The sequence below is a fragment of the Speluncibacter jeojiensis genome (assembly GCF_029589495.1).
GTDB classification, from domain to species: Bacteria; Actinomycetota; Actinomycetes; order Mycobacteriales; family Mycobacteriaceae; genus Speluncibacter; species Speluncibacter jeojiensis.
In genome coordinates this window covers 1,272,191-1,298,007 of record NZ_JAAIVF010000001.1, presented here as the reverse complement: position 1 = coordinate 1,298,007, position 25,817 = coordinate 1,272,191, and the positions used below count along the sequence as shown (strand labels likewise).

Annotated in this window: 23 protein-coding genes; 16 read left to right on the top strand and 7 right to left on the bottom strand. The window is 66.4% G+C overall.

Annotation, left to right across the window (positions count from 1 at the left end):
* Positions 1–11: 11 nt before the first annotated feature.
* Entirely contained in the window at positions 12–419 is a 408-nt protein-coding gene (locus G4X40_RS05620; RefSeq protein WP_277830728.1) for a hypothetical protein, read from the top strand.
* Between the two features lie 158 nt (positions 420–577).
* Here G4X40_RS05620 and G4X40_RS05615 read toward each other — a convergent pair whose 3' ends face one another.
* Together G4X40_RS05615 and G4X40_RS05610 are read right to left on the bottom strand one after the other, a co-directional pair.
* Positions 578–2,233 carry a hypothetical protein gene (locus G4X40_RS05615; RefSeq protein WP_277830727.1) on the bottom strand — a complete coding sequence of 552 codons (1,656 nt, stop codon included), beginning with the start codon at positions 2,231–2,233 and terminating at the stop codon, positions 578–580.
* 478 nt (positions 2,234–2,711) lie between these two features.
* The gene (locus tag G4X40_RS05610; RefSeq protein WP_277830726.1) at positions 2,712–4,373 is read right to left on the bottom strand and encodes an ATP-dependent nuclease; all 1,662 of its coding nucleotides are present in this window, start codon (positions 4,371–4,373) and stop codon (positions 2,712–2,714) included.
* Positions 4,374–4,620: 247 nt separating this feature from the next.
* Between G4X40_RS05610 and G4X40_RS05605 the strand changes: the two genes are divergently transcribed.
* Positions 4,621–5,442 carry an abortive infection family protein gene (locus G4X40_RS05605; RefSeq protein WP_277830725.1) on the top strand — a complete coding sequence of 274 codons (822 nt, stop codon included), beginning with the start codon at positions 4,621–4,623 and terminating at the stop codon, positions 5,440–5,442.
* A 112-nt stretch (positions 5,443–5,554) separates the two neighbouring features.
* Here the strand turns inward: G4X40_RS05605 and G4X40_RS05600 are convergent, their stop codons facing one another.
* Entirely contained in the window at positions 5,555–6,148 is a 594-nt protein-coding gene (locus G4X40_RS05600; protein ID WP_277830723.1) for a TetR/AcrR family transcriptional regulator, read from the bottom strand.
* A 123-nt stretch (positions 6,149–6,271) separates the two neighbouring features.
* Between G4X40_RS05600 and G4X40_RS05595 the strand changes: the two genes are divergently transcribed.
* The 5 genes from G4X40_RS05595 (at position 6,272) to G4X40_RS05575 (ending at position 15,028) form a co-directional block, all read left to right on the top strand.
* On the top strand, positions 6,272–7,717 hold the full coding sequence (locus tag G4X40_RS05595; RefSeq protein ID WP_277830722.1) for a DHA2 family efflux MFS transporter permease subunit: 1,446 nt from the start codon (positions 6,272–6,274) through the stop codon (positions 7,715–7,717).
* Positions 7,714–9,114: an IS1380 family transposase gene (locus tag G4X40_RS05590; RefSeq protein WP_277830721.1), complete on the top strand. Its 1,401-nt coding sequence runs from the start codon at positions 7,714–7,716 to the stop codon at positions 9,112–9,114. The genes G4X40_RS05595 and G4X40_RS05590 overlap by 4 nt, the downstream gene beginning before the upstream one ends.
* A gap of 410 nt (positions 9,115–9,524) precedes the next feature.
* A complete protein-coding gene (hsdR, locus tag G4X40_RS05585) occupies positions 9,525–11,885 on the top strand; it encodes an EcoAI/FtnUII family type I restriction enzme subunit R (protein ID WP_277830720.1) in 2,361 nt (786 codons plus the stop codon).
* Between the two features lie 9 nt (positions 11,886–11,894).
* Positions 11,895–13,343: a type I restriction-modification system subunit M gene (locus G4X40_RS05580; RefSeq protein WP_277830719.1), complete on the top strand. Its 1,449-nt coding sequence runs from the start codon at positions 11,895–11,897 to the stop codon at positions 13,341–13,343.
* On the top strand, positions 13,340–15,028 hold the full coding sequence (locus tag G4X40_RS05575) for a restriction endonuclease subunit S (RefSeq protein ID WP_277830718.1): 1,689 nt from the start codon (positions 13,340–13,342) through the stop codon (positions 15,026–15,028). Before G4X40_RS05580 ends, G4X40_RS05575 begins: the two co-directional genes overlap by 4 nt.
* Before the next feature lie 204 nt (positions 15,029–15,232).
* Here G4X40_RS05575 and G4X40_RS05570 read toward each other — a convergent pair whose 3' ends face one another.
* Complete coding sequence (locus G4X40_RS05570) at positions 15,233–15,682, bottom strand: GNAT family N-acetyltransferase (RefSeq protein WP_277830717.1); 450 nt, start codon at positions 15,680–15,682, stop codon at positions 15,233–15,235.
* Positions 15,683–15,808: 126 nt separating this feature from the next.
* Here G4X40_RS05570 and G4X40_RS05565 point away from each other — a divergent pair, with 126 nt between their 5' ends.
* The 7 genes from G4X40_RS05565 (at position 15,809) to G4X40_RS05535 (ending at position 21,358) form a co-directional block, all read left to right on the top strand.
* A complete protein-coding gene (locus tag G4X40_RS05565; protein WP_277830716.1) occupies positions 15,809–16,096 on the top strand; it encodes a putative quinol monooxygenase in 288 nt (95 codons plus the stop codon).
* Between the two features lie 56 nt (positions 16,097–16,152).
* Positions 16,153–16,857 carry a TetR/AcrR family transcriptional regulator gene (locus G4X40_RS05560; protein WP_277830715.1) on the top strand — a complete coding sequence of 235 codons (705 nt, stop codon included), beginning with the start codon at positions 16,153–16,155 and terminating at the stop codon, positions 16,855–16,857.
* On the top strand, positions 16,854–17,693 hold the full coding sequence (locus G4X40_RS05555; RefSeq protein ID WP_277830713.1) for an SDR family oxidoreductase: 840 nt from the start codon (positions 16,854–16,856) through the stop codon (positions 17,691–17,693). Before G4X40_RS05560 ends, G4X40_RS05555 begins: the two co-directional genes overlap by 4 nt.
* 45 nt (positions 17,694–17,738) lie before the next feature.
* Positions 17,739–18,965, top strand: coding sequence for an acyl-CoA dehydrogenase family protein (locus G4X40_RS05550; protein ID WP_277830712.1), 1,227 nt, complete (start codon positions 17,739–17,741; stop codon positions 18,963–18,965).
* Positions 18,962–19,714, top strand: a complete 753-nt coding sequence (fabG, locus tag G4X40_RS05545) for a 3-oxoacyl-ACP reductase FabG (protein WP_277830710.1) — start codon at positions 18,962–18,964, stop codon at positions 19,712–19,714. Before G4X40_RS05550 ends, fabG begins: the two co-directional genes overlap by 4 nt.
* Positions 19,715–19,716: 2 nt before the next feature.
* Positions 19,717–20,478 carry an SDR family NAD(P)-dependent oxidoreductase gene (locus tag G4X40_RS05540; protein WP_277830709.1) on the top strand — a complete coding sequence of 254 codons (762 nt, stop codon included), beginning with the start codon at positions 19,717–19,719 and terminating at the stop codon, positions 20,476–20,478.
* A 70-nt stretch (positions 20,479–20,548) separates the two neighbouring features.
* Entirely contained in the window at positions 20,549–21,358 is an 810-nt protein-coding gene (locus G4X40_RS05535; protein WP_277830708.1) for an enoyl-CoA hydratase, read from the top strand.
* A gap of 31 nt (positions 21,359–21,389) precedes the next feature.
* Here G4X40_RS05535 and G4X40_RS05530 read toward each other — a convergent pair whose 3' ends face one another.
* Positions 21,390–22,277 (bottom strand): RluA family pseudouridine synthase, encoded by an 888-nt coding sequence (locus G4X40_RS05530; protein WP_277830706.1) that lies wholly within the window; start codon positions 22,275–22,277, stop codon positions 21,390–21,392.
* A 159-nt stretch (positions 22,278–22,436) separates the two neighbouring features.
* On the opposite strand from G4X40_RS05530, the gene G4X40_RS05525 reads away from it, so the two are divergent.
* Together G4X40_RS05525 and G4X40_RS05520 are read left to right on the top strand one after the other, a co-directional pair.
* Complete coding sequence (locus tag G4X40_RS05525; protein ID WP_277830705.1) at positions 22,437–23,465, top strand: ATP-binding cassette domain-containing protein; 1,029 nt, start codon at positions 22,437–22,439, stop codon at positions 23,463–23,465.
* Positions 23,462–24,265 carry an ABC transporter permease gene (locus tag G4X40_RS05520; RefSeq protein ID WP_277830704.1) on the top strand — a complete coding sequence of 268 codons (804 nt, stop codon included), beginning with the start codon at positions 23,462–23,464 and terminating at the stop codon, positions 24,263–24,265. Before G4X40_RS05525 ends, G4X40_RS05520 begins: the two co-directional genes overlap by 4 nt.
* On the opposite strand, the gene G4X40_RS05515 is transcribed toward G4X40_RS05520, so the two are convergent.
* A complete protein-coding gene (locus G4X40_RS05515; RefSeq protein WP_277830703.1) occupies positions 24,255–24,917 on the bottom strand; it encodes a hypothetical protein in 663 nt (220 codons plus the stop codon). The genes G4X40_RS05520 and G4X40_RS05515 overlap by 11 nt on opposite strands.
* Positions 24,918–25,019: 102 nt before the next feature.
* Entirely contained in the window at positions 25,020–25,787 is a 768-nt protein-coding gene (locus tag G4X40_RS22930) for an MSCRAMM family protein (protein WP_408642141.1), read from the bottom strand.
* Between the last annotated feature and the right edge of the window lie 30 nt (positions 25,788–25,817).

Genomic DNA, 25,817 nt, shown 5'->3' with positions numbered 1-25,817 from the left:
GGAATCCGATCGTGGGAGCACCCGAATTTCATCGTGGCCTTTGCTACATCCATCGGACCGACCCGACCAAGCAAGTGGGGTTGAAGTCGAATCGCGACTCCTCTCCGTCCGGGCAGGTGCGGATCGCCAACCCGACCCCAGTTCAGCGAGCTCAGGTAGAACGCTTCATCGGCGAACTGCGGATCATCATCCGGAAGCGCTGGGGGCAAGGACCACGGGAGCTGTCACGCCGAACCGACTCGCTCGCCCGCGCAGCTGGCCGGCCGCCGAACCTTGATGCGATTCTCCGTGGCCTCGGCTACAGCGAAGACAAACCCACCGCCGATCTCGTCAAAAGGGAGATTCGCAGCATCTCGAAGATGACCCCTTCGGCCCACATCGTCGGAGGGGGACTACCGGGGCTCGGCGGGCAAAGATGACGAACCGACCTCCCACGATCGCCGCTTCGAGGTGCGGCGGGGGACCGGTTGGTATTCCCACCCCATGAACACTCGATCTCCGGGGATATCGGCCCCCGAAGACGCTGGCAGCACCGACCGATAACCGACGGTCACCTATCCGTGCAGCAGACCCGGACTCAACTCCACGCGGCCGTGTTCCAGCGATCGTGCATGTCGTCGCTGAGAGCCTGATTCTGGAGGTTGATTGTGCATGCAGCCAGCCAGCGGACCGCCTCGTCGCTGAGGTCACCGGTTTCTACCGCGGAGGCAAGTGTGGTTCCTGGCCATGTCCAGGCCACGCCGGCGCTCAAGACGAGCCACTCCGACAAATGCACCGGATGGTCGATCGCCTTGAGATATCGCAGGAAGGCGCGGCCCCCTCGCGCGTATGCCATTCGCGCGTTCGAGCGCTCTTCCTCTGCGCAACAGCGCGTTTCAAGATCGGCGAACAGTAGGTCGACGTTCATCGTCGGACGTAATGATCGCTCACTCTCGAGCTGGCTCGCCGCGGATGCCCGCTCGGCAGCAACGATTAGGTCTCGGCGCTCGATCGTGATCAGTCCGAGCGCGTGAGCGATGTGGGCCGGCACCGGCACTCGCTGGTTGAACCTCACATCTTCATCTGGACCGGCTTGTTCGAAAAGCGTTGCTTCGATCACTCTCCTCACGTCAAACTCACGTGCCTCATCGATCACCGCCTCGAAACCGTTGACGGGGATGGTGTTGCCATCCTCGGCGATCCTGGTTGGCCACAGAATGTGCTCGCCGTCGTGGACAAGGTGCAGTACTCGTCCAGCCTCAAGGTGATCTCGCCACATGACCGGCATACCGACAGCTTCGGCGAAGCGCGTCGGTATCCAGGCAGACGGGAGTCGAAGTCGCCAGCCGGGCGTGCGCACGGTGAAAGTGCTTGGCGTAGAGGAACGGTCCGTGCTGGCGAGCCACGTGATCATGTCATCGGTCTGGACCGCACGCTCGGCTCGCCAGGCGGCCGTAGCTCCTCTACCTGCTGAACCAACCGGACCCGGGCCGACTATGTGTCGCGCGAGTTCGTCCTCCCACCGCTCACTGTCTTGGTCCTGCTCGTCGAGAATCGTCAGGAACTCACCCGCACCGTCACCAGAAAGCCGGCATCGGGCAATGGTGGCTACTCGATCGAACCGCTCGCGCGCATGCCATGCGACGTCCTTCTTTAGCCGATCATGGACACGCTCCACCTCCGTCAACCCAGTCACGTTGGCGTCGCTGTTCGCGATCGCAAGTTCGCGTTTCTCCGCCGCTGCGTGGGCGGCTTCGGCAACCTCCCGTTCAGCGGCAGTGCGTGTGCTCTCGACGGCCATGCGCCACAGCCCGCGAGCTTGACGGCGGGTCATCACCTGGCAAGGCCCAAGGTTCGGGTCATCGAGAGGTTCGACGCGCGCGATCGCCGCCAAGATCGCATCAGTGCCGGGCCGTGCTTGATAGTCGGGATGACCACGAAATACAGATTGTCCCGGCAGATGGAAGCCGAAATCCCGGGCGGTGTCCCACAGCTCCCGATCACACCTCACGCGCAGTTGCTTGCCGTAGCTCGCCCCCCTCGTGCGCGCCTCGCTCCGGGTGAGTGGGTAGCGCAGCAGCGTGGCAATGTGAACAAGCAGTTGGTCGGGTTCGAGCGCCTGCTGCGCGGCAACGTACTCGTGCAGCAGGCGTTCGACGGTTTGGTTTCGCGAACTGTAGCCGCATCGGGCCCGGATCACTTCGAGCGCCGAGAGAGCGGATTCCGGAACCAGCACGTTGGTCCCCCCGGTCACCACTGCCGACCTTGACCAAGATATGCGGCCGCGGACAGCTGGTTCGGCCTACCGCCGAGCGTTGCGGATACCTGAGAGATACACAGCAGGACCACTACGACGGCGCGGGTCGCCGCGTTGATGTCGGTGCCGGCAGCCAGCAACGTGCTGAGGCACCAGAAGGATGTCACGCTCAGAGCTATCACTGTGACCGCTGTGGGCCATGGCCCGGACAACGGCCGTGACGGTACAGGCCGCTTCGTACGTCGTTTTTTGCCCCGCAAGTCAGCCACCGGGTCCTCCCTTTGCCAGCTCCGCCATCGGTGGCGGTCGTCGTATCGATCCAGTTGTCCAACTGTCGCGTACGTCCCGATGCCAGAGGGATACTCAATGTCACACTCTTCAATGCGGTCGCACTGAAAGTCATCGCGACACCGACGGCGAACGGCAGAATCCGATGGAATTCGCCCTCGTTGCGGCCCGATAATTCGCCCTTATGTCAACCAGCCGGCGTCGACTCGTACTGCCCACCGTCGTGGGTGTCTGGCACTGTCGAGTCGCCCAAAATAGCCTCGATCAGGGCGTCGAGTACACCGGTCGCCTCTGCAGGGTGGTCCTCAGCGGAAAGGCGTTGCGCGGCATACCGGGCCCGCAGCGGTTTAGACTCGCCGACGAATTTGACGGCTTCCGCGTGGAGCGTTGCCCAGCGTTCACCAAACAACCTCTCGGCAGCTCCCTCGAAGTTGGGGTCCAGTGTCGCGTAGCTGCTCGTCACAGCAATCGGTTCGTGCGAGAGATTCTCGGACTCGCCCCGGTCTTCCGCGAGGCCCAGCGCCGACATGATGTCGCGCCGCTTGCGGGCAAGGTTGGCGGCGTCTTTGGGTTTCTTGTCTGAGTCGGTGTCGAACACGCAGTAGCACTCGATTCCCAGGGCGGTATAGAGGCGATGCCATTTGGCGATGTTCCCGATGCCCTCGACGGAGACGATCGCAATGCCTTCGCGGAGAACGTCGAGTCCGCGTGCTCGGAGGAGTTCCGGCAGGGCGAGCGCCTCGGTGATGCCCTCGACGAGAACGCATCGGCGGGAAAACAACCCGCTGACGATCTCGGTGGTGGCCGAGGCTGAGTAGAACCCCCCGAGGGTGTCCGGTTTGGTCCGCTCGGCATCCGCTCCGTGCTCGACCAGATGCGCGCGCAGGTCGTCACGGCTGCGCTGGACCACCCTTGTCGCTCCGCCCGCATCTTTGCTGACCATCACGAGGTTCTCGGGGCGGGCGAGGTCCACGAAGTGTGGGGAGTGCGTGGTGATGACGACCTGCAGGCCGGGGGCGGTGAGCGCACCCAGCCGTGTCGCGAGCCATCGTTGCGCCAGCGGGTGCAGGTTCGCTTCGGGTTCGTCGATCACGAGGATGGTGCCATCAGACTGGCCGTATGCCATCGCGTAGGCGTAGGCGAATGCCAGCGCGAGGACCTGCGCCTGTCCGGTGCCGAGTTCGTCGAAGTTCCGGACCTCGTCGGCGAGCGTCGGGTAGACGCGCAGTGACCGGAAGAAATTGCTGGGGTCGTACGCGCTGAAGTCGATGTCCAGTCGATAGGGCAGGTTCTGGCCAAAGTCCTCGGCCGTCGAAGCGAGGATCTCCTTGAACTTCGCGAACTCCGGTACTCCCCCGAATTCTCCGACCAGCTGCGAGAAGAGGCCAGCGAGCTGGTCCTTGCGGGCGGGGTCGTCCATGAGCTTTTCATGGAAGCGGTGCATGAGCTTGGACAGCATGGTGAACTTGCTGGCGTAGCTGAGCTGGTAGTCGAGCCGACGGTCGGCGTTCAGCACCGTGGCGGAGAGCGCGGCCCGCATCTCCTTGTTCACGAAGGTGCGCTGGCAGTAGCTGTTGCTGCACGCGAACGAGTAGGTGACGGGATCTCCCGTGCTGGTGGGCGAAGACTGATCGTGTACCCACTTGAAGTAGGCCACTTCCCCGTCGGGGCAATGCGGGCAGGAGATCCCCGACACCTGTGCCGCGATCTGAACAGCGATCCCGTCGCTGTCTCGGCCGTGAAAGTCGTGTTCTTCGAGCCGCCTGCTGCCGGGCCACATGTCGCCGAACAGGATGTCCAGGGCTCGGGTGATGTTGCTCTTTCCGGCGTTGTTCTCGCCGAGGAGCACGAGTGCTCCCGTCGGCGGAAAGTTGACCTCGACCGTATCTTCTCCGACCGACCTCAAGTTCCGGACCCACAGACGTTCTATGCGAGGCGACACACAATCTCCTTTTCCACGGTGCACGTCATTGTGACCGGTGCGGAACGTCGAACCGCCAGACACGCACTGTCGCCCACGTGAAGCTCAGCGCTCCCGACGCCCGGACCAAACGCGACAACGAGCGGTGGTGGTTCGCTGAACTATGCTCCGCCCCATGGTCAGACCACCTGTCAGTGAAGAGATTGCGGCGACCGTTGCACGCTTCTACAAGGGCGGGGCAGGGCCGACGCACTCGAAACTTACCTCCGCCATCAGGGTGGGCGGCTACCTCGATGCCGACCCGTGGGATCAGGTCCTGAAGACCCCTAGTAAAGAGGTGCGAGTGATCGCGGTCATCCGCGCTGCCACTCGTGCACCGATTCGTGCCCGCGAACTGATGGACGCACTGTTCCGAGATCTCCGCGCTGACGGGCACTTCGACGACGGAACCATCACGACAGATGCGCTCCGCCGCGCGCAAGCGGCCTTCGCCGAGCAGGACTGGGACCTCTCTGTTCAAGGACACCTCACACAGAAAGGTCCTATCAATATCGACACGGGTGGCCGGCCAGCATTGGATGAACAGCTCCGTCGCCTTCAGCGCGCGAACGACGATCCAGCCCTTGCTCTAGGATCCGCAAAGGATCTTCTGGAGGCGGTCGCCAAGTTTGTTCTCCATGAGCTGGATTGGCCGTTGGCGAGCAACTCGGACTTCAACCAAGCCTGGTACTTCGCGCGCGAGCGCCTGAATCTTCTGCCGCAACAGGTTTCCGGTGATGCTCCCGGGGCGAAGCACATCAAAGCAGTTCTCCAGAGTGCGTGGAAGATCGCCGAGCAGGCCAATGAGCTGCGGAATCTTCAAGGCACCGGGCACGGGCGCACGCTGCCCACGGGGGTCAGCCCGGAACTGGCTCGCTTGGTGGTACGGGAAGCCTGCAGCATCGCCGAATTCACGTTGTCAGCACTGGACCGATCGAAGGGGCAGCCGGCCGCTTAGCCTGGATCCACCGATCCTGTCGGGTCTTGCCGGGCTGTCAGTGCTGAATATGTTGCGGCTCAGGCGATTCAACGATCCCTGTACTTTGCTAAGGCTGCATCTGAAAGGTGCGTCAAGTAACGGTGCCGGCGAGAATCGCTTCGATGCCAGAGCGGAAGCGACGATTGCGGTCGTCGCTGAGGATGGTGATGGCGTCGGAGGCGCCGGCTGGTTCGTCGACCCCGCCGCCGGGGGGCGTCTGTACGAGGTCGTCCCATTCGCCTGCCTCGACGAGGGCGAGGTATGCCTGTTCTTCGATGACGAAGCCGACGGTGTAGTTGCGCAGCACGTAGGCGAGATTCCCGGCGTCGAATGATGGGAGGGCAATCGCCTGCAAGAGGGTGCGCAGTGTCGCGCCTAGGGCGGCGGTCGCAGCGAACGGCGAGTAGGAGCCGGCGACGATGCGGCCGCCGTCGCGGAAGGACAGCATGGCCGTGCGCATGCGCAGGCAGCAGGCGATCACCTGCTCGACCGAGGGCTTGGCGGTGTCGATGTCGGACAGGTCGATCGTGGCGTAGACGGCGTCGGCCATCGCCCGCCGCAGGTCACGCTGATCTTTGAAGTGCTTGTACAGCGCTCCGGGTGTGACGTCGGCGGCGACCGCCAACCTCCGCACCGTCAACGCGTCCAAGCCGTGCTCGTCGACGTAGTCGTGCGCGATCGCCACCAGCCGATCCCGGTTCAGTCCACGCGCAGCCATCGCCGATGAGCCTACGGCGCCGGGTTGACCGCCGGGAAGGCCAGGCTCTAACGTCCCCATGGTGAACACTGTTTACCAGAAGGTGGGGCTGTGAAGCCCCATATCCCCGCGGCCGCGGTGCTCGTCCTCGCGTGCGGCGCGCAGTTGATGGTCGTCCTCGACGGGCTGGTAGTGAACGTGGCACTGCCGCAGATGCGCCTGGACCTGGGCATGTCGCCGTCGGCGCTGCAGTGGGTGGTCAACGGGTATCTGGTCACGTTCGGCGGCCTGTTGCTGCTGGCTGCCCGGGCGGCGGACCTGATCGGGCACCGTCGGATCTTCCTCGCCGGGGTGGCGGTGTTCACCCTGGCCAGTCTCGCCGGCGGCCTCGCGCAGAACCCGGCGATGTTGATCGGGTCGCGGCTGGTGCAAGGTATCGGGGCCGCGGCGCTGGCCCCGAGCAGCCTGAGCCTGCTCACCGCAACGCACATCGGCGAACACCGTGGGCGGGCGCTGTCGATCTGGAGTGCCACCTCCAGCTCGGCCGGTGCGCTCGGTCTGGTGCTCGGCGGCGTGATCACCAGCGCCCTGGGCTGGCGCTGGGTGCTGCTGATCAACGTGCCGATCGGTGCGGTGCTGTTCGTCCTGGCGTCAGCGACACTCGCACCGGAACATGCGCGTGAGCGCAGGTCACTCGACCTGTCCGGCGCGGTGACCGTCACCCTGGGCGTGGGGGCACTGACGTACGGCATCTCGCAAACCACACAGCACGGATGGGCATCGGGCCGCGTCATCGCGCCACTCATCGTCGCGGCCGCCGCGCTCGGCCTGTTCATCCTCGCCGAGCAGCGCAGCCCGCAGCCGCTGGTGCCGTTGTCGATCCTGCGGCGCCGCAACATCGTGGTCGCGAACACGATCATCGCCGGACTCGGCGCGATCATGACCGCCACGATGTACTTCCTGTCGCTCTACCTGCAACAGGTCCTCGGGGACAGTCCGCTGCGGACCGGCCTCGCGTTGGTTCCGATGAGCATTGTGCTCACCGTGGGCGCCATCGCCTCCAAGACACTGCTGCCGAAATTCGGGATACGCCGTTTGCTCGCCGCCGGCGGAACGCTGATGGCGGCCGGACTCGGCTGGCTGTCCACCATCGGCACACACAGCACCTATCTGCTGCACATTTTTGGGCCCACACTCATCTGGGCGGCCGGGGCCAGCATCGTCATCATGCCGTGCGTCGCCCTGGCCACCACCGGCATCGGCGCCGAGCACGCGGGCCTCGCATCCGGGCTGGTCAACACCGCACGCGGCGTCAGCGGTGCGGTGGGCCTGGCTATCCTGGGCACCCTCGCCGCCACGGTGACCGCCCACTCCGGCGCCGCGGACCACCTCGACCGGATCGTGCACGGCTACCGCATCGCCATGCTCGCCGCGGCCATTCTCGCCGGCCTCGTGGCGCTCCTAGCACTGCCCGCCGGGACGGCCGACGCTGCCGCGACCCCGGAAGATCAGACACCCAGCGAGACACCGTCGGAGGCCGCGGACACCGGCCGATGAGCCAGTTCGCACCGGTCACCGCGATCCGGTTCGACGACCCGAATCTCGTCGCCGACGCCGGACTCGACCCGCTCACGAAACTCGCCCAGATCACCGAGCTCGAAACCTTGGCCAACGAGCATTTGAGCGTGCCGACGGACAAGGGCGCCAACGCCGGACTGAAAGTCACCTCCCTGGTGACGGGAATGGTCGCCGGCGCCGACAGCATCGACGACATGGCACTTTTGCGACACGGCGCGATGCACAAGATTCTCGAGCGGCCCTATGCGCCGTCCACCCTCGGATCGTTCCTGCGGGCGTTCCGGTTTGGGCACGTCCGGCAGCTCGACGCGGTCGCCACGCGGCTACTGGCCAACCTCGCCGCCCACACGCCCGCGGTCGCGGGTATCGATACTGGCCGGGTGCTCGTCGATGTCGACGACACCATCATCGAGGTCCACGGGCACACGAAGGAAGGCTCCGGCTACGGCTACTCCGGGGTGCGGGGCCTGAACGCGCTGCTCGCCACCATCACCACCGATCAGGCGGCGCCGGTGATCGCCGCGCAACGGCTGCGCAAAGGCGCCTGCGGCTCGCCCCGCGGCGCAGCCCGGATCGTCGCAGACACTCTTGCCGCCGTCCGCAGACTTCGCTCGCCAGGCGCAACCAGCCGCGTGTTGCTGCGCGCGGACAGCGCCTTCTACGGGCACCCCACCATCAACGCGGCCTTGAAGGGTGGGGCGGACGTGTCGGTCACCGTTCGCCTCGACCCCAAGGTCCGAGCGGCGATCACCCAGATTCCCGACGACGCGTGGACCACGATCGAATACACCGACGCGGTCTACGACGAGCAGACCAGCCAGTGGATTTCGCGGGCGGAGGTCGCCGAATTCGGTTTCACCGCCTTCACATCCAAGAAGGCCAGCCAGCGGGTCCCGGGCCGGCTGGTGGTCCGGCGCATCCCCGACCTCAAATCGAAAGCGTCTGATGGCCAGGAGACGTTGTTCGACACCTGGCGGTTCCACGCGTTCTTCACCACCACCGACCGCGCGGACCTCGACACCGTCGCAGCCGACAAGACGCACCGGCACCACGCCATCATCGAGCAGGTCCACGCCGATCTGAAGAACTCCGCCCTCGCGCACCTACCCTCGAGTTCTTTTTCAGCAAACGGCGCGTGGTTGGTCCTCGCGACGATGGCATTCAACCTGACCCGCGCCGCGGCAACCCTCGCCGGAGGCAAGCTCGCGAAAGCAGCCACCGCCACGATCCGGCGCACCCTGATCGCCGTCCCCGCCCGCATCGCCTCCTCGTCCCGGCGACTGACACTGCACCTTCCACGCGCCTGGCCCTGGGAAACCGCCTGGATGCGGCTATGGGCCAACTGCTCCGGGCCACCGGACCAGGTAGCCACCTGACCACCCAGCCGGAAACGGCACGAGACGAAAGACCCAGTGGAACGACTCGGCAACCGAGGCCGGACGATCACCCACGCCCGTCGACGCAGGCAGCCGTGAAATCCGAACTCAAGCCAACATCACCCGCCGGTCGGTGGATTTGGGCTTAGAGGCTCCGCCACGCTTCGACTGCCGATCACGAGATTGTCGCCGCTCTGGCCTGCTCTCTCCTCCACGCTCGCTGATTACAGCCGGGCACGATGCTCTCGACCGGACGTCCAACGGAAGCAGGCGACTCAAGCAGCACCCGTCCACCACCGGCTCCAAGAACCTGCTCCCATCCCGGCGCGTCAACGAACGAGGCGATCTGCCCGAGTGCCGTCTGCCCTGCCCAATAGGATCACGATCGTGATGGTGATGGTGATGGCGTCGTGAGCGCGCTCGACAAGAAGGCATTGAAGGAGACCGAGATCCGCACTCGGTACATCACACCTGCCATCGTGCGCGCGGGCTGGGATCCTGAGAAGAGTCAGATGCGCGAGGAATACACGATCGCGCCCGGCAAGATCGTGGTGCGCGGCAAGCTCCACGCCCGCGAGGGCGTCAAGGCCGCCGACTACGTGCTGTTCCTCAAGCCGGGCTTGCCGCTGGCGGTCGTCGAGGCCAAGGACAACAACCACAGCCTCGGTGCCGGCATGCAGCAGGCACACGGCTACGCAGATCGTCTGGACGTACCGTTCGTGTTCAGCTCGAACGGTGACGGCTTCCTGTTTCACGACCGAACGGTCACCTCCGGTGACATCGAGCGCGAACTGACCCTCGACGAGTTCCCGTCACCGAAGGAATTGCATCGTAAGTGGCTCGCGTGGAAGGGCATCGAGCCCGACACCGTCGAGACCCAGGTCATCGAGCAGGACTATTACTTCCGGGGCAAGGAGCTGCGGTACTACCAGCTCCAGGCCGTGAACCGGACGGTCGAGGCAGTGGCACGCGGGCAGAACCGGGCCCTCCTTGTCATGGCCACCGGCACCGGCAAGACGTTTACCGCCTTCCAGATCATCTGGCGACTGTGGAAGTCCCAGCGCGCTAAACGGGTGCTGTTCCTCGCGGACCGCAACATCCTGATCGACCAGACACGGGTCAACGACTTCAAGCCGTTCGGCACCGCGATGACCAAGATCACCAACCGCACGGCCGACCCGTCCTTCGAGATCTTCCTCGCCATCTACCAGGCCATCACGGGTACCGAGGATGCACAGAACATCTACAAGCAGTTCTCGCCCGACTTCTTCGATCTCATCGTGGTCGACGAGTGTCACCGGGGAAGTGCCCGGGAAGACGCCCAGTGGCGGGAGGTGCTCGACTACTTCAACGACGCCGTCCAGATCGGGCTCACCGCGACCCCGAAGGAGACGTCCGACACCTCGAATATCACCTACTTCGGCGAGCCGGTCTTCACCTACTCGCTCAAGGAGGGCATCGACGACGGATACCTCGCGCCCTACAAGGTCGTGCGCATCGACTTCGACAAGGACGTCGCCGGCTGGCGTCCCGAGGCTGGAAAAGCCGACAAGCACGGCCAGGTGATCGAGGACCGGATCTACAACCAGCGCGACTTCGACCGCGGACTGGTCCTCGAGCAGCGCACCAAGTTGGTCGCTGAGAAGGTCACCCAATACTTGACGGAGTCGGGCGACCGATTCGCCAAGACCATCGTGTTCTGCCAGGACATCGACCACGCCGAGCGGATGCGCTCAGCCCTGGCGAACGAGAACAGCGACCTCGTTGCCGAGAACCGCAAGTACGTCATGCGCATCACCGGTGATGACGCGGAAGGCAAGGCCGAACTCGACAACTTCATCGACCCCGAGTCGCGCTATCCGGTGATCGCGACCACGAGTGAGCTCATGTCGACCGGTGTCGACGCTCAGACCTGCAAGCTCATCGTCTTGGACCAGTCGATCAGCTCGATGACCAAGTTCAAGCAGATCATCGGCCGCGGCACCCGCATCAACGAAGAGCACGGCAAGTTCTACTTCACGATCATGGACTTCCGCCGTGTTACGGAGTTGTTCGCCGACCCGGGCTTCGATGGGTCGCCGGTGGTCATCTACACCCCCGGTCCGGACGATCCGGTTGACCCGCCGGCTGATCCAGGTCCTTCCGGTCCTGCCGACCCCACTGTGACCGACCCACCGGCTGATCCACCGGAACCGCCCGAGCGACGGACGAAGTATGTCGTCGGTGACGTGCCGGTTGAGCTCGTGGCCGAGCGTGTTCAGTACATGGGGACCGACGGCAAACTGATCACCGAGAGCCTCACCGACTACACCCGCAAGCGGGTGCACGACGCGTACCCGACCCTCTACGCGTTCCTGACGCGCTGGAATCATGCCGACAGCAAGCAGGCGATCATCTCCGAGCTGCAGAATCAGGGCGTCTTCTTCGAAGCCCTCGCCGAGGAAGTCGGCAAGGACTTCAGCCCCTTCGACCTCGTGTGCCACGTCGCCTTCGGCCAACCGCCACTGACCCGCCGTCAGCGGGCCAGCAACGTCCACGCCACCGGCTACTGGGCCAAATACTCCTCCAAAGTTCAAGCGACACTGCAGGCGCTGCTCGACAAGTACGCAGACGAGGGCGTCGAGCCGGACCATGACGCGAAGATCCTCCAGATCAGGCCATTCCCCGACATCGGCACCCCGCTCGAGATCGTCAAGGAGTTCGGCGGCAAGGTTGGATACGACTCCGCCGTCGAAGAGCTGGAGCAGCACCTCTACGCGGCAGCGCAGTAAGGAACGTTTGTGAGCACCATCAGCGGCACCGTGAAGTCGATCCAGGACATCATGCGCCAAGACGCAGGCATCGACGGCGACGCACAACGGATCGGCCAACTCGCCTGGATGTTCTTCCTCAAGATCTTCGACGATCGTGAGGCCGAGACCGAACTGCTCGACCCCGACTACACGTCCCCGATCCCGACAGAGCTTCGCTGGCGCACCTGGGCGGCTTCGAAGGAGGGCATCACCGGCGACGCCCTGCTCACATTCGTCAACAACGACCTGTTCCCGACGCTCAAGCAGTTCGCCGAGACGGCGACGACGGGCCGCGCGAGCGTGATCGGCAACGTCTTCCAGGACGCCTTCAACTACATGAAGAATGGCACCCTGATCCGGCAGGTCGTCAACAAGATCAACGAGATCGACTTCAACCGGTCTGAGGACCGGCACCTGTTCGGCGACATCTACGAGCAGATCCTCAAGGACCTCCAGAGCGCCGGCAACAGCGGCGAGTACTACACCCCGCGTGCGGTCACCCAGTTCATGATCGACATCGTCGGCCCGAAGCTCGGCGAGAAGGTGCTCGACCCTGCCTGCGGCACCGGCGGCTTCCTCACCGGAGCGATCGAGCATGTCCGCGTGAACCATGTGAAGACACCCGACGACGAGGCACACATCCAGGATTCGATCCGTGGGGTGGAGAAGAAGCAGCTGCCGCACCTGCTGTGTACGACCAACATGCTCCTGCACGGCATCGACGTGCCGACCAACATCGCCCACGACAACACCCTCAGCCGGCCGCTGCGTGACTATCGCAACGCTGACCGCGTCGATGTCATCCTCACCAATCCGCCGTTCGGCGGCACCGAGGAGCCGGGCATCGAGAACAACTTCCCGCAGGCCTACCGCACCCGGGAGACGGCGGATCTGTTCCTCGTGCTCATCGAGCATCTGCTCAAGGACGGTGGCCGAGCCGCCGTCGTTCTGCCCGACGGCACCTTGTTCGGTGACGGCGTGAAGGCCCGCATCAAGGAGAAGCTGCTGACGGAATGCAACCTGCACACCGTGGTTCGGCTCCCGAAAGGTGTCTTCAACCCGTACACGAGCATCGCGACGAACCTGCTGTTCTTCACCAAAGGGCAGCCCACGACCGAGATCTGGTACTACGAGCACCAGTACCCGGCGGGCTACAAGAACTACTCCAAGACGAAGCCAATCCGCATCGAAGAGTTCGCGGCCGAGAAGGCTTGGTGGGGCAACCGCGTCGAGTCCGAGGTCGCGTGGAAGGTCTCCATCGACGACGTCAAGGGCGACTGGAACCTCGACATCGCCAACCCCAACAAGGTCGACGCCGACCACCGCGACCCCGACGAGTTGCTCAAGGAGTACGAAGAGCTCCTGGGCGAGATCAACGCCACCCGGACCAGCCTTCGCGACGCGTTGGTTGCTGCGATTGACGACGGGCTGAAGTGAACAAGCAGACCTTCCTCGACTCGTTCGGCCACATCGCCGATGCGCCCGGGGGCATCCGTAAGCTCCGTCAACTGATCCTCTCCCTCGCCGTTCGAGGGAGGCTCACAACTCCGCTCGCCACCGATGAACCAGCGGCCGTCCATCTAGCGAATGTCCAAGCCGAACGGCAGCGCCGACTGGCGGCTGGCGAACTCAGGAGGGCCACAGATGACTTCCTTTCAAGTGACGTTGATGCGCTGTACTCGCTGCCAACAGGCTGGTCGTGGGCGCATCTTCGGGACACCTGCATCAACCTCGACAGCAAACGAGTGCCTCTTTCCGGCAGCGAACGCGCTAGGAGAGGTGGCCCGTACGATTACTACGGCGCGTCAGGAGTGATCGACACCGTTGACGACTACCTCTTCGACAAGCCTCTTCTCCTTATCGGCGAAGACGGCGCAAACCTTCTGCTGCGATCGACCCCAGTGGCATTCGTTGCCCGCGGCCGTTACTGGGTGAACAACCACGCTCACGTTCTCGATTCTGTGGACGTGGCGTGCCTCAAGTACCTCGCGGTCTTCGTCAATGCGACCAGCCTCGCCCCATACGTGACTGGCACTGCACAGCCCAAACTGAATCAGACAAGGCTGAATCAAATCCCGGTTGCCGTCCCGCCGCTCGAAGAGCAGAAACGCATCGTCCGCCGCGTCGATGAACTCATGGCTCTGTGCGATGAACTGGAGGAACAGCAGGCCGTTCGGATCGAGGCACGCTCGACACTGATGGCAGCGACCCTGCACCGCGTCTCGAAGGCGAGCCGGCCCGACGACCTACGGACAGCGGTAGGGGCCTTCGCCGACAACATCGGCCTCCACCTCGTGCCGGGCGAAGGCGACCTCGCCGCGCTGAAGCGCATACGTCAGGCGATACTTGATCTTGCCGTCCGTGGACGGCTGACTCACCGAGACCCCGACGATGTGCCCGCCACCGATCTCCTCACGCAGATCGCGGCCGAGCGCGACCGCCTCGTCAGGGCCAAGGAGATCCGCAAGCCGAAGCAGTTTGCCTCAGTGGAGCCGGGCGAGGTTTCGTTCACGCTTCCTGGGGGATGGACGTGGGCGCGGGCCAATGAGTTCTTCATTGCCAGCGACTCGGGATGGAGCCCCCAATGCCTCATCGAACAGGCGGGTCCCGGTGAGTGGGGAGTACTCAAAACGAGCGCCGTTTCGCGAGGGGCGTTCGAAGAAGCTGCCAACAAGAAGCTTCCGCCGACTCTCGAACCTCGGCCGCAGCTGGAGGTCCAGCCGGGCGAGTTTGTGATGATTCGAGCTAGTGGTTCGAAGGGGCTTGTCGGACGCGGGGCGATCGTGACCGAAACTGAGTCACATCTCATGCTCTCGGACAAGCACATTCGGTTGTCGTTCCTCGCTGAGGCGTCGACCCGATACTGGGCGATCTTGAACGACTGCACCGAGGTGCAGCGCTACTACTCGGCCAAGTCTTCTGGAACCAGCACGATGAGCAACGTGACGCGGGATCGAATCGGAGCCTTGGCGGTGCCGGTTCCTCCCTTGGGTGAGCAGGTTCGGATTGCAGAAGCGGTGGAGGCCCTCTTCGCTCTCTGTGACGACTTGGAGCAGCAGTTCTTGGCCGCCCAAGACGTTCGCAGGGACTTGGGAGATTCAGTCGTCGCGCATGCAAGCTGATAGTTCCCTATTGGGGTGGTGGACTATCGTCCGCGCGGGCAAACACGCTCGTCGAACCATTTTCAGGCCCGTCTCACATCCTTGGAAGTGAGACGGCCGGGCATCGCTGATCACCAGGCTCGACCACCCCAGGCCGGACTGTCTCAGAAGTTCATCTCGAAACTCCGTGTCGAAACACCTTCACGAAGCCGGCTTTCGACACACTCACCCGCGGCTGTCGGCCGGCGGCTCCCATGCCATGTGGTGGCAGACGATGTCGAATCCGTTGCGCAGGTAGCTGCGGTGCGCCGCATGCCGGGTGTACCCGGTGTCCAGGTGTAGCTGGTCGCAGCCGCGGCGCACGGTCTCGTCCTGCAGGAAGCGCAGCAGCAGCGAACCGAGGCCGCGCCCGCGATGCGTCGGCAGCGCGATGAGGTCGTCGAGGTAGAGGACGTGTCCCCAGGCCATCGTCGTCATCTCGCGGAACCCCGCCGCCGCAACGATCTGGCCGTCACCGTCGCGCACGTAGACGAGCTCGTAGCGCTCCTCGCGTTGGCGCCGCCACCGGGACAGGAAGGTCTCCTCGTCGAGGAACGGGCGCAGTTCCCGGAACAGCGGGAAGCAGGCGCGGACATCGTCTTCGGTGCGGGCTGGTTCGATCGGTGCGGGGCTCACGGTGTCAGTGAACCAGTGTCGCTCGCCGGGCCGGGTGCCCAACCCTCGATTCGGTGGGCATCGCCGTGCTAGACACGTGACACCCGTCCGGCAGTCGGCCGGACGTCGAAACACCACGGAGGCAGCATGATCGGGGTCATCGCGACCATGACCGTCCAGGACGGCAACGGACCGCAGTTCGAGGCGGTGGCGGCGGAGCTGATCGAGAAGGTCCGCGCGCAGGAGGACGGCAACCTGCTCTACCAGCTGACCCGCTCAAAGGCGGACGCGAACGTCTACAAGTTCATGGAGCTCTACCGCGACGCCGACGCGCTGCGCGCCCACGGCACCTCGGACTACTTCCGGGAGTCCTTCGGCAAGCTCGGTGCGCTGCTCGCCGGCGAGCCGCAGATCGAATACCTCGACGGGGTCTGAGCTGCGACTTTCCGCAAAACATCGAACTTGACGTCGGATTCAGGTATAACGGTGTCATGACCGATCCGGCGGACCGCGACTGGGGCGAGGCCCCGCCGTCGATGACGCCGCCGGACCTTTTGCGCGAGCCGCCTGCGACGGCGCGGGGAGCACGCACCCGCGCCGCCCTGGTGGCGGCCGCGCGCACGGTCTTCGAGCGCGATGGCTACCTCGACGTCCGGTTGGCGGACATCGCCCGCGAGGCCCACTGCGCGACCGGGTCGTTCTACACGTACTTCGCCAACAAGGAAGAGATCCTTGCCGCGGTCCTCGACGAGGCGCAGGAGGAGATGCTGCACCCCGGGGTCAACCGGCTGCGTGAGTCCGACGACCCGTATCGGATCCTCGAGGCGAGCAATCGGGCCTACCTCGAGGCCTACCGCCGTAACGCCAAGCTGATGGGCCTGCTCGAGCAGGTCGCACAGGTCGACCGCCGGTTCGCCGACTACCGCTCCCGCCGCGCCGAGGCGTTCATCCGGCGCAACGCCCGCGGCATCGCCGAGCTGCAGTCCCGCGGCGTCGCCGACGCCGCGATCGACGCGCTGCTCGCCTCGCGGGCGTTGTCGGGGATGGTCAGCCGGCTCGCCTACAGCGTCTTCGTGCGAGACGAGGCCGGTGCGGTGGACTTCGGCGAACTCGTCGACACCGTCACCCGGCTGTGGGCCAACGCGCTTCGCTTTTCGGATGTGCCCGCCGCGCGCGGTGGAGAGGAGCTTTCGTGAACCCAGCAGGCAAGGTCGCAATCGTCACCGGCGGTGGCGGGGGAATCGGCGGCGCGTTGGCGGCGCGGCTGGCCGAGGCCGGTGCCCGGGTGGTCGTCGCCGACCTGGACGCGGCCGCGGCGGGCACCGCCGCCGCACATATCGAGGCCGATCACCCCGGCGCGGTACTCGCGGTCGGGGCCGACGTCGCCGACCGCGGCGCGATGGCCGGGCTGATCGACACCGCTACAACGGTATTCGGCCCTGTCGACATGTACTTCGCCAACGCGGGGGTCACCGGCGGCGTGGGGCTGGACGCGGGCGAGGACGCCTGGGACCGCGCCCTCGACGTCAACCTGCGCGCGCACGTACGCGCCGCGCAGCTGCTCGTACCCGGCTGGGTCGAGCGCGGCTCCGGCTACTTCGTGAGCACCGCCTCGGCGGCGGGCCTGCTCACCCAGATCGGTTCAGCCACCTATTCGGTCAGCAAGCACGCCGCCGTCGGATTCGCGGAGTGGCTCTCGGTGACATACGGCGACAAGGGGATCCGGGTCAGTTGCCTGTGCCCGATGGGTGTCGACACACCGCTGCTGCGGGAGGGATTCGCCGCGGGCGACCCCGTCGGCGAGGCGGCGACGACGGCGGTCACGGCGGCGGGCCGGGTGCTCGCGCCCGATGACGTCGCGCAGTGCGTGCTGGCCGCGATCGACGCCGAGCAGTTCCTGATCCTCCCGCATCCGGAGGTGCTGGAGATGTACCGGCACAAGGGCGCCGACTACGACCGCTGGCTGCGCGGGATGCGCCGCTATCAGGCGACGCTGCTGGGCGATTCGGACGCGCAAGGGCCGGTCGCGTGACAGGTTTCGACACACAGTTTCGACACACCCACTGAAGGAGGACGCATGTCCATGTTCGACGTCTCCGAACGCGGGGCGAAGTACCAGGCGGATCTGCTGGAGTTCATGGACTCGCACATCTACCCGGCCGAGGCCGTCTACGCGCAGCAGATGCGCGAGTCCGGCGACCCGCACTTCCACCCGCCGATCCTCGAGGAGCTCAAGGCGGAGGCGCGCCGGCGCGGCCTGTGGAATCTCTTCCACCCGCACCCCGAATGGGGGCCGGGCCTGACGAACCTCGAGTACGCGCCGCTGGCCGAGATCATGGGCCGCAGCCCGGCGCTGGCGCCGGAGGCGTGCAACTGCAACGCCCCGGACACCGGGAACATGGAGGTGTTCACGCTCTTCGGCACCGACGAGCACAAGGAGAAGTACCTGGGGCCTCTGCTCGACGGCACGATCCGGTCGGCGTTCGCGATGACCGAGCCGGCGGTTGCGAGCTCGGATGCCACCAACATCGAGATGTCGATGGCCCGCGACGGTGACGAGTACGTGCTCAACGGCCGGAAGTGGTTCACCTCCAACGGTTTGCACGCGAACTGCAAGGTGCTCATCGTGATGGGCAAGACCGACCCGACGGCGCCGACCCACCGGCAGCAGTCGATGCTGGTCGTGCCGATCGATGCCCCCGGCGTGAGCGTGCTGCGCAACCTCCCGGTGTTCGGCTACCAGGACCGCGAGGGCCACGCCGAGATCGACTTCCGGGACGTGCGGGTCCCGATCGAGGACGTGCTCAAGGGTGAGGGCGAGGGGTTCGCGATCAGCCAGGCGCGGCTCGGGCCGGGCCGCATCCACCACGCCATGCGCGCGATCGGCATGGCCGAGCGCGCACTGGAACTGATGTGCACGCGGGCGCTCTCGCGGGTCACGTTCGGCCGTCCCGTCGCCGACCGCTCCAACATCCAGGACTGGATCGCGGAGGCGCGCATCGAGATCGAGATGGCACGGCTGCTCACGCTCAAGGCCGCGCACCTGATGGACACCGTCGGCAACAAGCAGGCGCGCATCGAGATCGCGGCGATCAAGGTCGCCGCGCCGAACGTCGCACTCAAGATCGTCGACCGCGCCATCCAGGTGTTCGGCGGGGCCGGGGTCACCGACGACGTGCCGCTGGCGGCGTTCTGGGCGCACCTGCGCACGCTGCGCCTGGCCGACGGCCCCGACGAGGTGCACAAGATGTCCATCGCCCGGCAGGAACTGCGCAAGTACCGCGACAAAGGAGAAGGCAAATGACCCAACGCACAGCGATCGTCACCGGATCGGCGCGCGGGATCGGCGCGGCCGTGGCCAAGCGCCTGGCCGCTGACGGGTTCCAGGTGGCCGTGCTCGACCTCGACGAATCCGCTTGTGCGGCAACGGTCGATGCGATCAAGTCCGCGGGCGGGCAGGCTCTCGCGGTGGGTGCGGACGTGTCCGACGAGGCCGCCGTCGCGGCTGCGGTCGAGAAGGTCGCGACCGAGCTGGGCGCGCCGACCGTGCTAGTGAACAACGCCGGCATCCTGCGCGACAACCTGCTGTTCAAGATGTCCGTCGACGACTGGGACATGGTGATGAACGTGCACCTGCGCGGCGCGTTCCTGATGACCCGCGCCGTGCAGAAGTACATGGTCGACGCGGCGTACGGGCGCATCGTGAACCTGTCGAGCACGTCGGCGCTGGGCAACCGCGGTCAGGTGAACTACTCGGCGGCCAAGGCCGGCATGCAGGGCTTCACCAAGACTCTCGCCATCGAGCTGGGCAAGTTCGGCGTCACCGCCAACGCGATCGCCCCGGGGTTCATCGTCACCGACATGACCGCCGCCACCGCGGCCCGCGTCGGCGCCGACTTCGAGGACTTCAAGAAGCTCATGGCCGCGCAGATCCCCGTCGCCCGTCCGGGACAGCCGGAGGACATCGCGCACGCGGCGTCGTTCTTCGCCAGTGAGGCAGCCGGATTCGTGTCCGGACAGGTGCTGTACGTCGCCGGCGGACCGAAGGACTGACCATGGGAGTGCTCGACAAGTTCCGGCTCGACGGCCGGGTCGCGATCGTCACCGGCGCCTCGTCCGGGCTCGGGGTGAGCTTCGCGCAGGCGCTCGCCGAGGCAGGGGCGGACGTGGTGCTCGCCGCGCGCCGCGCCGACCGCCTGCAGGACACCGCCCGGTTGGTCGAGGCGGCGGGGCGTACCGCACTGCCGGTCGAGACCGACGTGACCGACCCCGCACACGCCCAGCGCCTGGTCGACGCGGCGATGGAGCGGTTCGGCCGGGTCGACGTGCTGGTCAACAACGCCGGTATCGGCACCGCGGTGCCGGCGACCAAGGAGACGCCCGAGCAGTTCCGTCAGGTGGTCGACATCAACCTGAACGGGTCGTACTGGATGGCGCAGGCGTGCGGTCGGGTGATGCGGCCCGGCAGCTCGATCGTCAACATCTCGAGCGTGCTCGGGCTGACCACCGCGGGCCTGCCGCAGGCCGCCTACAGCGCCAGCAAGGCCGCGATCATCGGGCTCACCCGGGACCTCGCCCAGCAGTGGGGCACCCGCAAGGGCATCCGCGTGAACGCCATCGCGCCGGGGTTCTTCAAGTCGGAGATGACCGACACCTACCAGCCGGGCTATCTCGAGTCGATGGCGCAGCGCATGGTGATTCCGCGGATGGGCGATCCGGAGGAGCTGGCGGCGAGCGTCGTGTGGCTGGCGTCCGACGCGGGCGGGTACGTCACCGGTCAGACCATCGCGGTCGACGGCGGCATCACGATCACCTAGCCGAAGGCGGCTAGAACACGTTTCAGAAACGGGTCCCGATCCGACGCGACTTCGCGTAGGGTCGGGACCCGTGGACTTTGTGCTCGTGGACAAGCCGAAACCGAATGTCGCCGTCGTGACGCTGAACCGCCCGGAGCGGATGAACGCGATGGCGTTCGACGTGATGGTGCCGCTCAAGGAGACGATCGAGCAGATCAGCCATGACAACGAGGTGCGCGCGGTCGTGCTCACCGGTGCCGGTAAGGGCTTCTGCTCGGGCGCCGACCAGGTCGCCGCCGGGCGGGTGCCGTACACAGAGGGACTGACCCGCCCGACCATCGCGCTGCGCTCGATGGAACTGCTCGACGACGTGGTGAACGCGTTCCGGAAAATGCACCAGCCGGTCATCTCCGCGATCAACGGCCCGGCGATCGGCGGCGGCCTGTGCCTGTCGCTGGCCACCGACATCCGGATCGCCTCGACCACGGCGTACTTCCGCGCGGCCGGCATCAACAACGGCCTGACCGCCAGCGAGCTCGGCCTGAGCTACCTGCTGCCGCGGGCGATCGGCTCCTCGCGCGCCTTCGAGATCATGCTGACCGGTCGTGACGTGCACGCCGAGGAGGCAGAGCGCATCGGGCTGGTCTCCCGCGTGGTCGAACCCTCCGCGCTGCTCGACGAGGCCATCGCGCTCGCCGACCGCATCACCGCGTTCTCCCGCCCGGGCATCGAACTGACCAAGCGCACGCTGTGGTCGGGCCTCGACGCGGCCAGCCTGTCGCAGCACATGAACCAGGAGGGACTCGGCCAGTTGCTGGTGCGGCTGATGACCGACAACTTCGAGGAAGCCACCCGCGCACGTAAAGAGAAGCGCCAGGCGATGTTCCGCGACAAGCTGTGAGCGCGTTGCGACTCGGGGCCGGATGATCCGCTCAGAGGGTGCGACGGCTGACGAAGCGCCGCGGTCGACCGTCGAGCGGGTCGTCGAACTCGAGCGAGTGGGCCAGCAACCGCAGCGGTGAGCTGTAGTCGTCGACCGCGACATCTTGGGCGATCGGGTACAGGCTGTCGCCGTGAAGGGGAATCCCCAACGCGCACATGTGCACCCGCAGCTGGTGAATCTTGCCGGTGTGCGGAAGCAGGCGGTAGCGGCCGATCCCGTTGTCGTCACCGAGCAGTTCGATGCGCGTCTCGGCGTTCGGCTCGCCCGGCACGATCTGCGCCTGTAACACGCCGCGTTCCTTGATGATCCGGTTGCGCACGGTCAGCGGGAACGCCAGATCCGGCCGGACATCCGCGAGCGCCCGGTACTCCTTGTGGACCCGGCGTGCGGCGAACAGTTCCTGATAAGCCCGGCGCGCCTGCGGCCGGACCGTGAACACCAGCACCCCGGCGGTCAACCGGTCCAGCCGGTGCGCGGGGGCGAGGTCGGGCAGGTCCAGATCGCGGCGCAGCCGCACCAGCGCCGACTCGACCACGAACCGTCCGCGTGGCGTGCTGGCCAGGAAGTGCGGCTTGTCGACGACCAGCAGGTTCTCGTCGCGGTGCAGGATCTCGATCTCGAAGGGCACCCGCGGCTCGACCGGCGGGTCGCGGTACAGGTAGACGAAGGTGTGCGGTTGAAACGCTGTCGACGCATCGATCGGCGCGCCGTCACCGTCGACGACCTCGCCGGCCGCGACCTTCTCGCGCAGCCGCGCCGCATCGTCGGGGAAGCGTGCCAGCAGGTACTCGAGCACCGTGGCCCACGTTCCGTCCGCGGGCATCCGCAGCCGGCTCGGGTTGAGCCCGTCGCGCACGGGCAGCGGGACGGACGGCACGGTCCCGAGGATAGTCGCCGATAACCGGGTGATTCTGTCGGACGATGCCGCTACCGTCACCTGCACACGTCAGGACGGCGATGAGTTCTCGGCCTCCGGGCGGTCTGACCACAGGAGAAGGGTCGGCGGCGGCGCCGGCCGGACAACCGCGAGGTGGACATGACGCAGGCGATAGTGGTCGAGGGATTGACCAAGACGTATGGCGGCAAGACACGGGCGCTGGACGGGGTGGACCTGCAGGTCCCGGTGGGCTCGGTGTTGTCGGTGCTCGGCCCGAACGGGGCCGGCAAGACGACGCTCGTGCGGATCCTGGCCACGCTGCTGTCGGCGGACGGTGGGCGGGCCGAGGTGTTCGGCATGGATGTCGCCGCGCGCGCCGACGAGGTGCGGTCGGTGATCGGGCTGACCGGCCAGTTCGCGGCGGTCGACGAGTACCTGACCGGCTTCGAGAATCTGGACATGGTCGGCCGGCTGTTCGGGCTGGGCAAGAAGGAGAGCCGGCGCCGCGCCGACGAACTGCTCGACCGGTTTGATCTTCTGGCCGCCCGCGACCGGACCGCCAAGACCTACTCCGGCGGGATGCGCCGTCGGCTCGACATCGCGGCCAGCCTGATCGGGCACCCGAAGGTGCTGTTCCTGGACGAGCCGACCACCGGGCTCGACCCGCGCAGCCGGATCTCCATGTGGGACTTCATCTCCGGTCTGGCCGGCGACGGTACGACGATCTTCCTGACCACCCAGTACCTCGAGGAGGCCGACCGGTTGGCCGACTCGATCGTGGTGATGGACCGCGGATCGATCATCGCCGAGGGCACCGCCGACCAACTCAAGGCGCAGGTCGGCGGCGAGCGCCTCGAATGCGTGGTCACCGATCCGGCGCTGCTGCACACCGCGCTGGAGTTGCTGGCGCCGCTGGGCATCGAGGGCGCCGGGGTCGACGAGCAGGCGCGGCGGGTGAGCGTGCCGGTGGCCGGCGGGACCGAGGTGCTGATGGAGGGTCTGCGCCGGCTCGACGCGGCGGGTGTCCGGGTGGTCGACGTGGGCCTGCGGCGGCCCGACCTCGACGACGTGTTCCTCACGCTGACCGGTCACACCGCGGCCGATGAGTCCGCGACCGGGGAGGATCCGCCGGACCCCGGCGGCACAGACGAGTGGCGGGCCGACGAGCAGAGCGAGGTACGGGCATGAGCAGCGTCGCGCATGCGGTCGAGGGCGCCGCGGTCATCACCAAACGCAACCTGATCAAGATCAAGCGGGTGCCGGACCTGCTGGTGTTCGCGACCCTGTCGCCGATCATGTTCGTGCTGCTGTTCGCGTACGTGTTCGGCAGCGCGATCGAGGTGCCCGGGGTCAACTACAAGGAGTTCCTCATGGCGGGGATCTTCGTGCAGACGGTGATCTTCGGCTCGACGTTCACCGGGGCGAGCCTGGCCGAGGACCTGCAGAAGGGCGTGATGGACCGGTTCCGCTCGCTGCCGATGGCGCGGTCCTCGGTCGTGCTGGGCCGCACGGTCGCCGACGTGGGCATCAACATCGTCACGCTGGTGGTCATGTCGATCACCGGGCTGATCGTCGGCTGGCGGATCCGTTCGTCGGTGCTCGACGCGGTGCTCGGGTACGTGCTGCTGCTGTTGTTCGCCTATGCGATGTCGTGGCTGATGGCGTTGGTCGGTCTGATGGTCAAGACCCCGGAGTTGGTCAACAACGCGTCATTCATGGTGATCTTCCCGCTGACGTTCATCGCGAACACGTTCGTCCCGACCGACAACTTCCCCACGGTGCTGCGGGTGATCGCCGACTGGAACCCGGTCTCCGCTGTCACGCTGGCGGCACGTCAGGCGTTCGGCAACACCAATCCGGTTGTCCCGCAGCTGGACGCGTGGCCGATGCAGCATCCGGTCGTCTACACGCTGATCTGGGTGGTCGCTCTGCTGGCGATCTTCGTGCCGCTCGCCGTGCGCCGGTACCAGAAGACGGCTACGGCGTAGGGCGGTCCGGTTCGCGGACGAGTTCGGGGTGGCGCGCGCGGAGGTACAACCCGAGGAACATCACGCCGTCGTCCGCCAGCCACGTCCAGCACGAACGGCCGAACTTGGGAAGATCGGCCAGCGCATCGGCGACGGTGATCGGGCCGTCCGCGGTAGTGCGGATGACCTCGGTGGGGTCGTCCCAGTCGATCGCCGCGGCACGCGGGTCGAGCGGGGAGGCGTCGGCGATGATCCTGGCGTCGGTCGAGGTCGGGTCCTCTCGGTCACGAGCGCGGCCGAGCGCTGCCGCCATGAGGCGGCCGGGGTCGACCGCGGCACTGGTGTCGAGTTCGGCGACCAGCCACGAGTCGCCATCCGCGCGAATCAGGATGGCAACCAAGGGGATCGGCCCGTGATCGGATCCGGTGACCGCGCCCATCACCACGGCATGGTCGCCGTCGACGGCCGCGACCGGATTGGCGGCCAGGCCGCGCAGCGTCGCATCACGCAGGCGCGCGTAGGCGGGCTCGCTTTCGGCGGAGAGCAACTGTCGCAGCAGCGGTCCCGTGGCCCGCCGCGCGATCGACCAGCGGTCGCCGTCGCGGACCGCCTCGAGGAGCAACTCGACGACGGTGAGGACCTGAAAGCGCTCCGGGCCGGTTTCGGTGCTCATCGCCTCATCCTGGCCGAATCCGGATGCCGCGGCAGGGGATACGGCCGGAACATGCCCAGGAGCCCGCGCCGCACACGCGGCGCGGGCTCCGGGACGCGCGACTCAGCGCGCGGCGACCTCGACCAGCTCGTCGCCAGGGCGGTCGGCCGCCGGCTGCAACTCGACGTCGATGACGTTGGCCTGACCGCCCAGCACGCCCACCTGCACGGCGCTCGGCTCGTAGGCGGTCGTCACCACCGTATAGTGCCCGTCCGCCAGACCGCCCAGCCGGTAGCGGCCGTCGGCATCGGTGGCGGACCGCGCCACCACCGCGCCGGACGGGTCGAGCGCGGTGACGGTCGCCTGCGCGAACGGCGCGCCACCCGGTCCGGTGACCACGCCCTCGACCCGGCCGACCGCCGCGAGCACGATGTCGGCCACGTTCTCCGCGCCGTGCACGATCTCGATGACCTGCGACTCGGGTTGGTGCGCCCCGGCGGCGGCCGTGACCACCACCTGGCCCGGCGGCAGTCCGTGGATCGCGAACGCGCCGGCGGCGTCGGCCTCGGTGCGCGCGACCACGTTTCCGGTCAGGTCGGTGACGACCAGGGTGACGGGGGTCCCCGGGTCCCGGGTGATGACCGTGCCGGTGAGCGTGCCGCCACCGGACAGGGCGAAGTCCCGACGGACGGGGTGCTCGTCGACGCTCACGCTGACCGCCTGCGGGTCGTAGCCGTGTGCCGACACGATGAGCGTGTACCGGCCGGGTGCCAGTCCGCGCAGCGCGTAGCTTCCGTCCGGCTCGACGAGGGTCCGCTCGATCTGCGTGCCGTCCGCCCCGGCGACCGTGACCGCCGCCTGCGGGGTCGTCACGCCGTCCTCGACGAACACGTGGCCGAGCACCGAGACGCGGTTCGACCC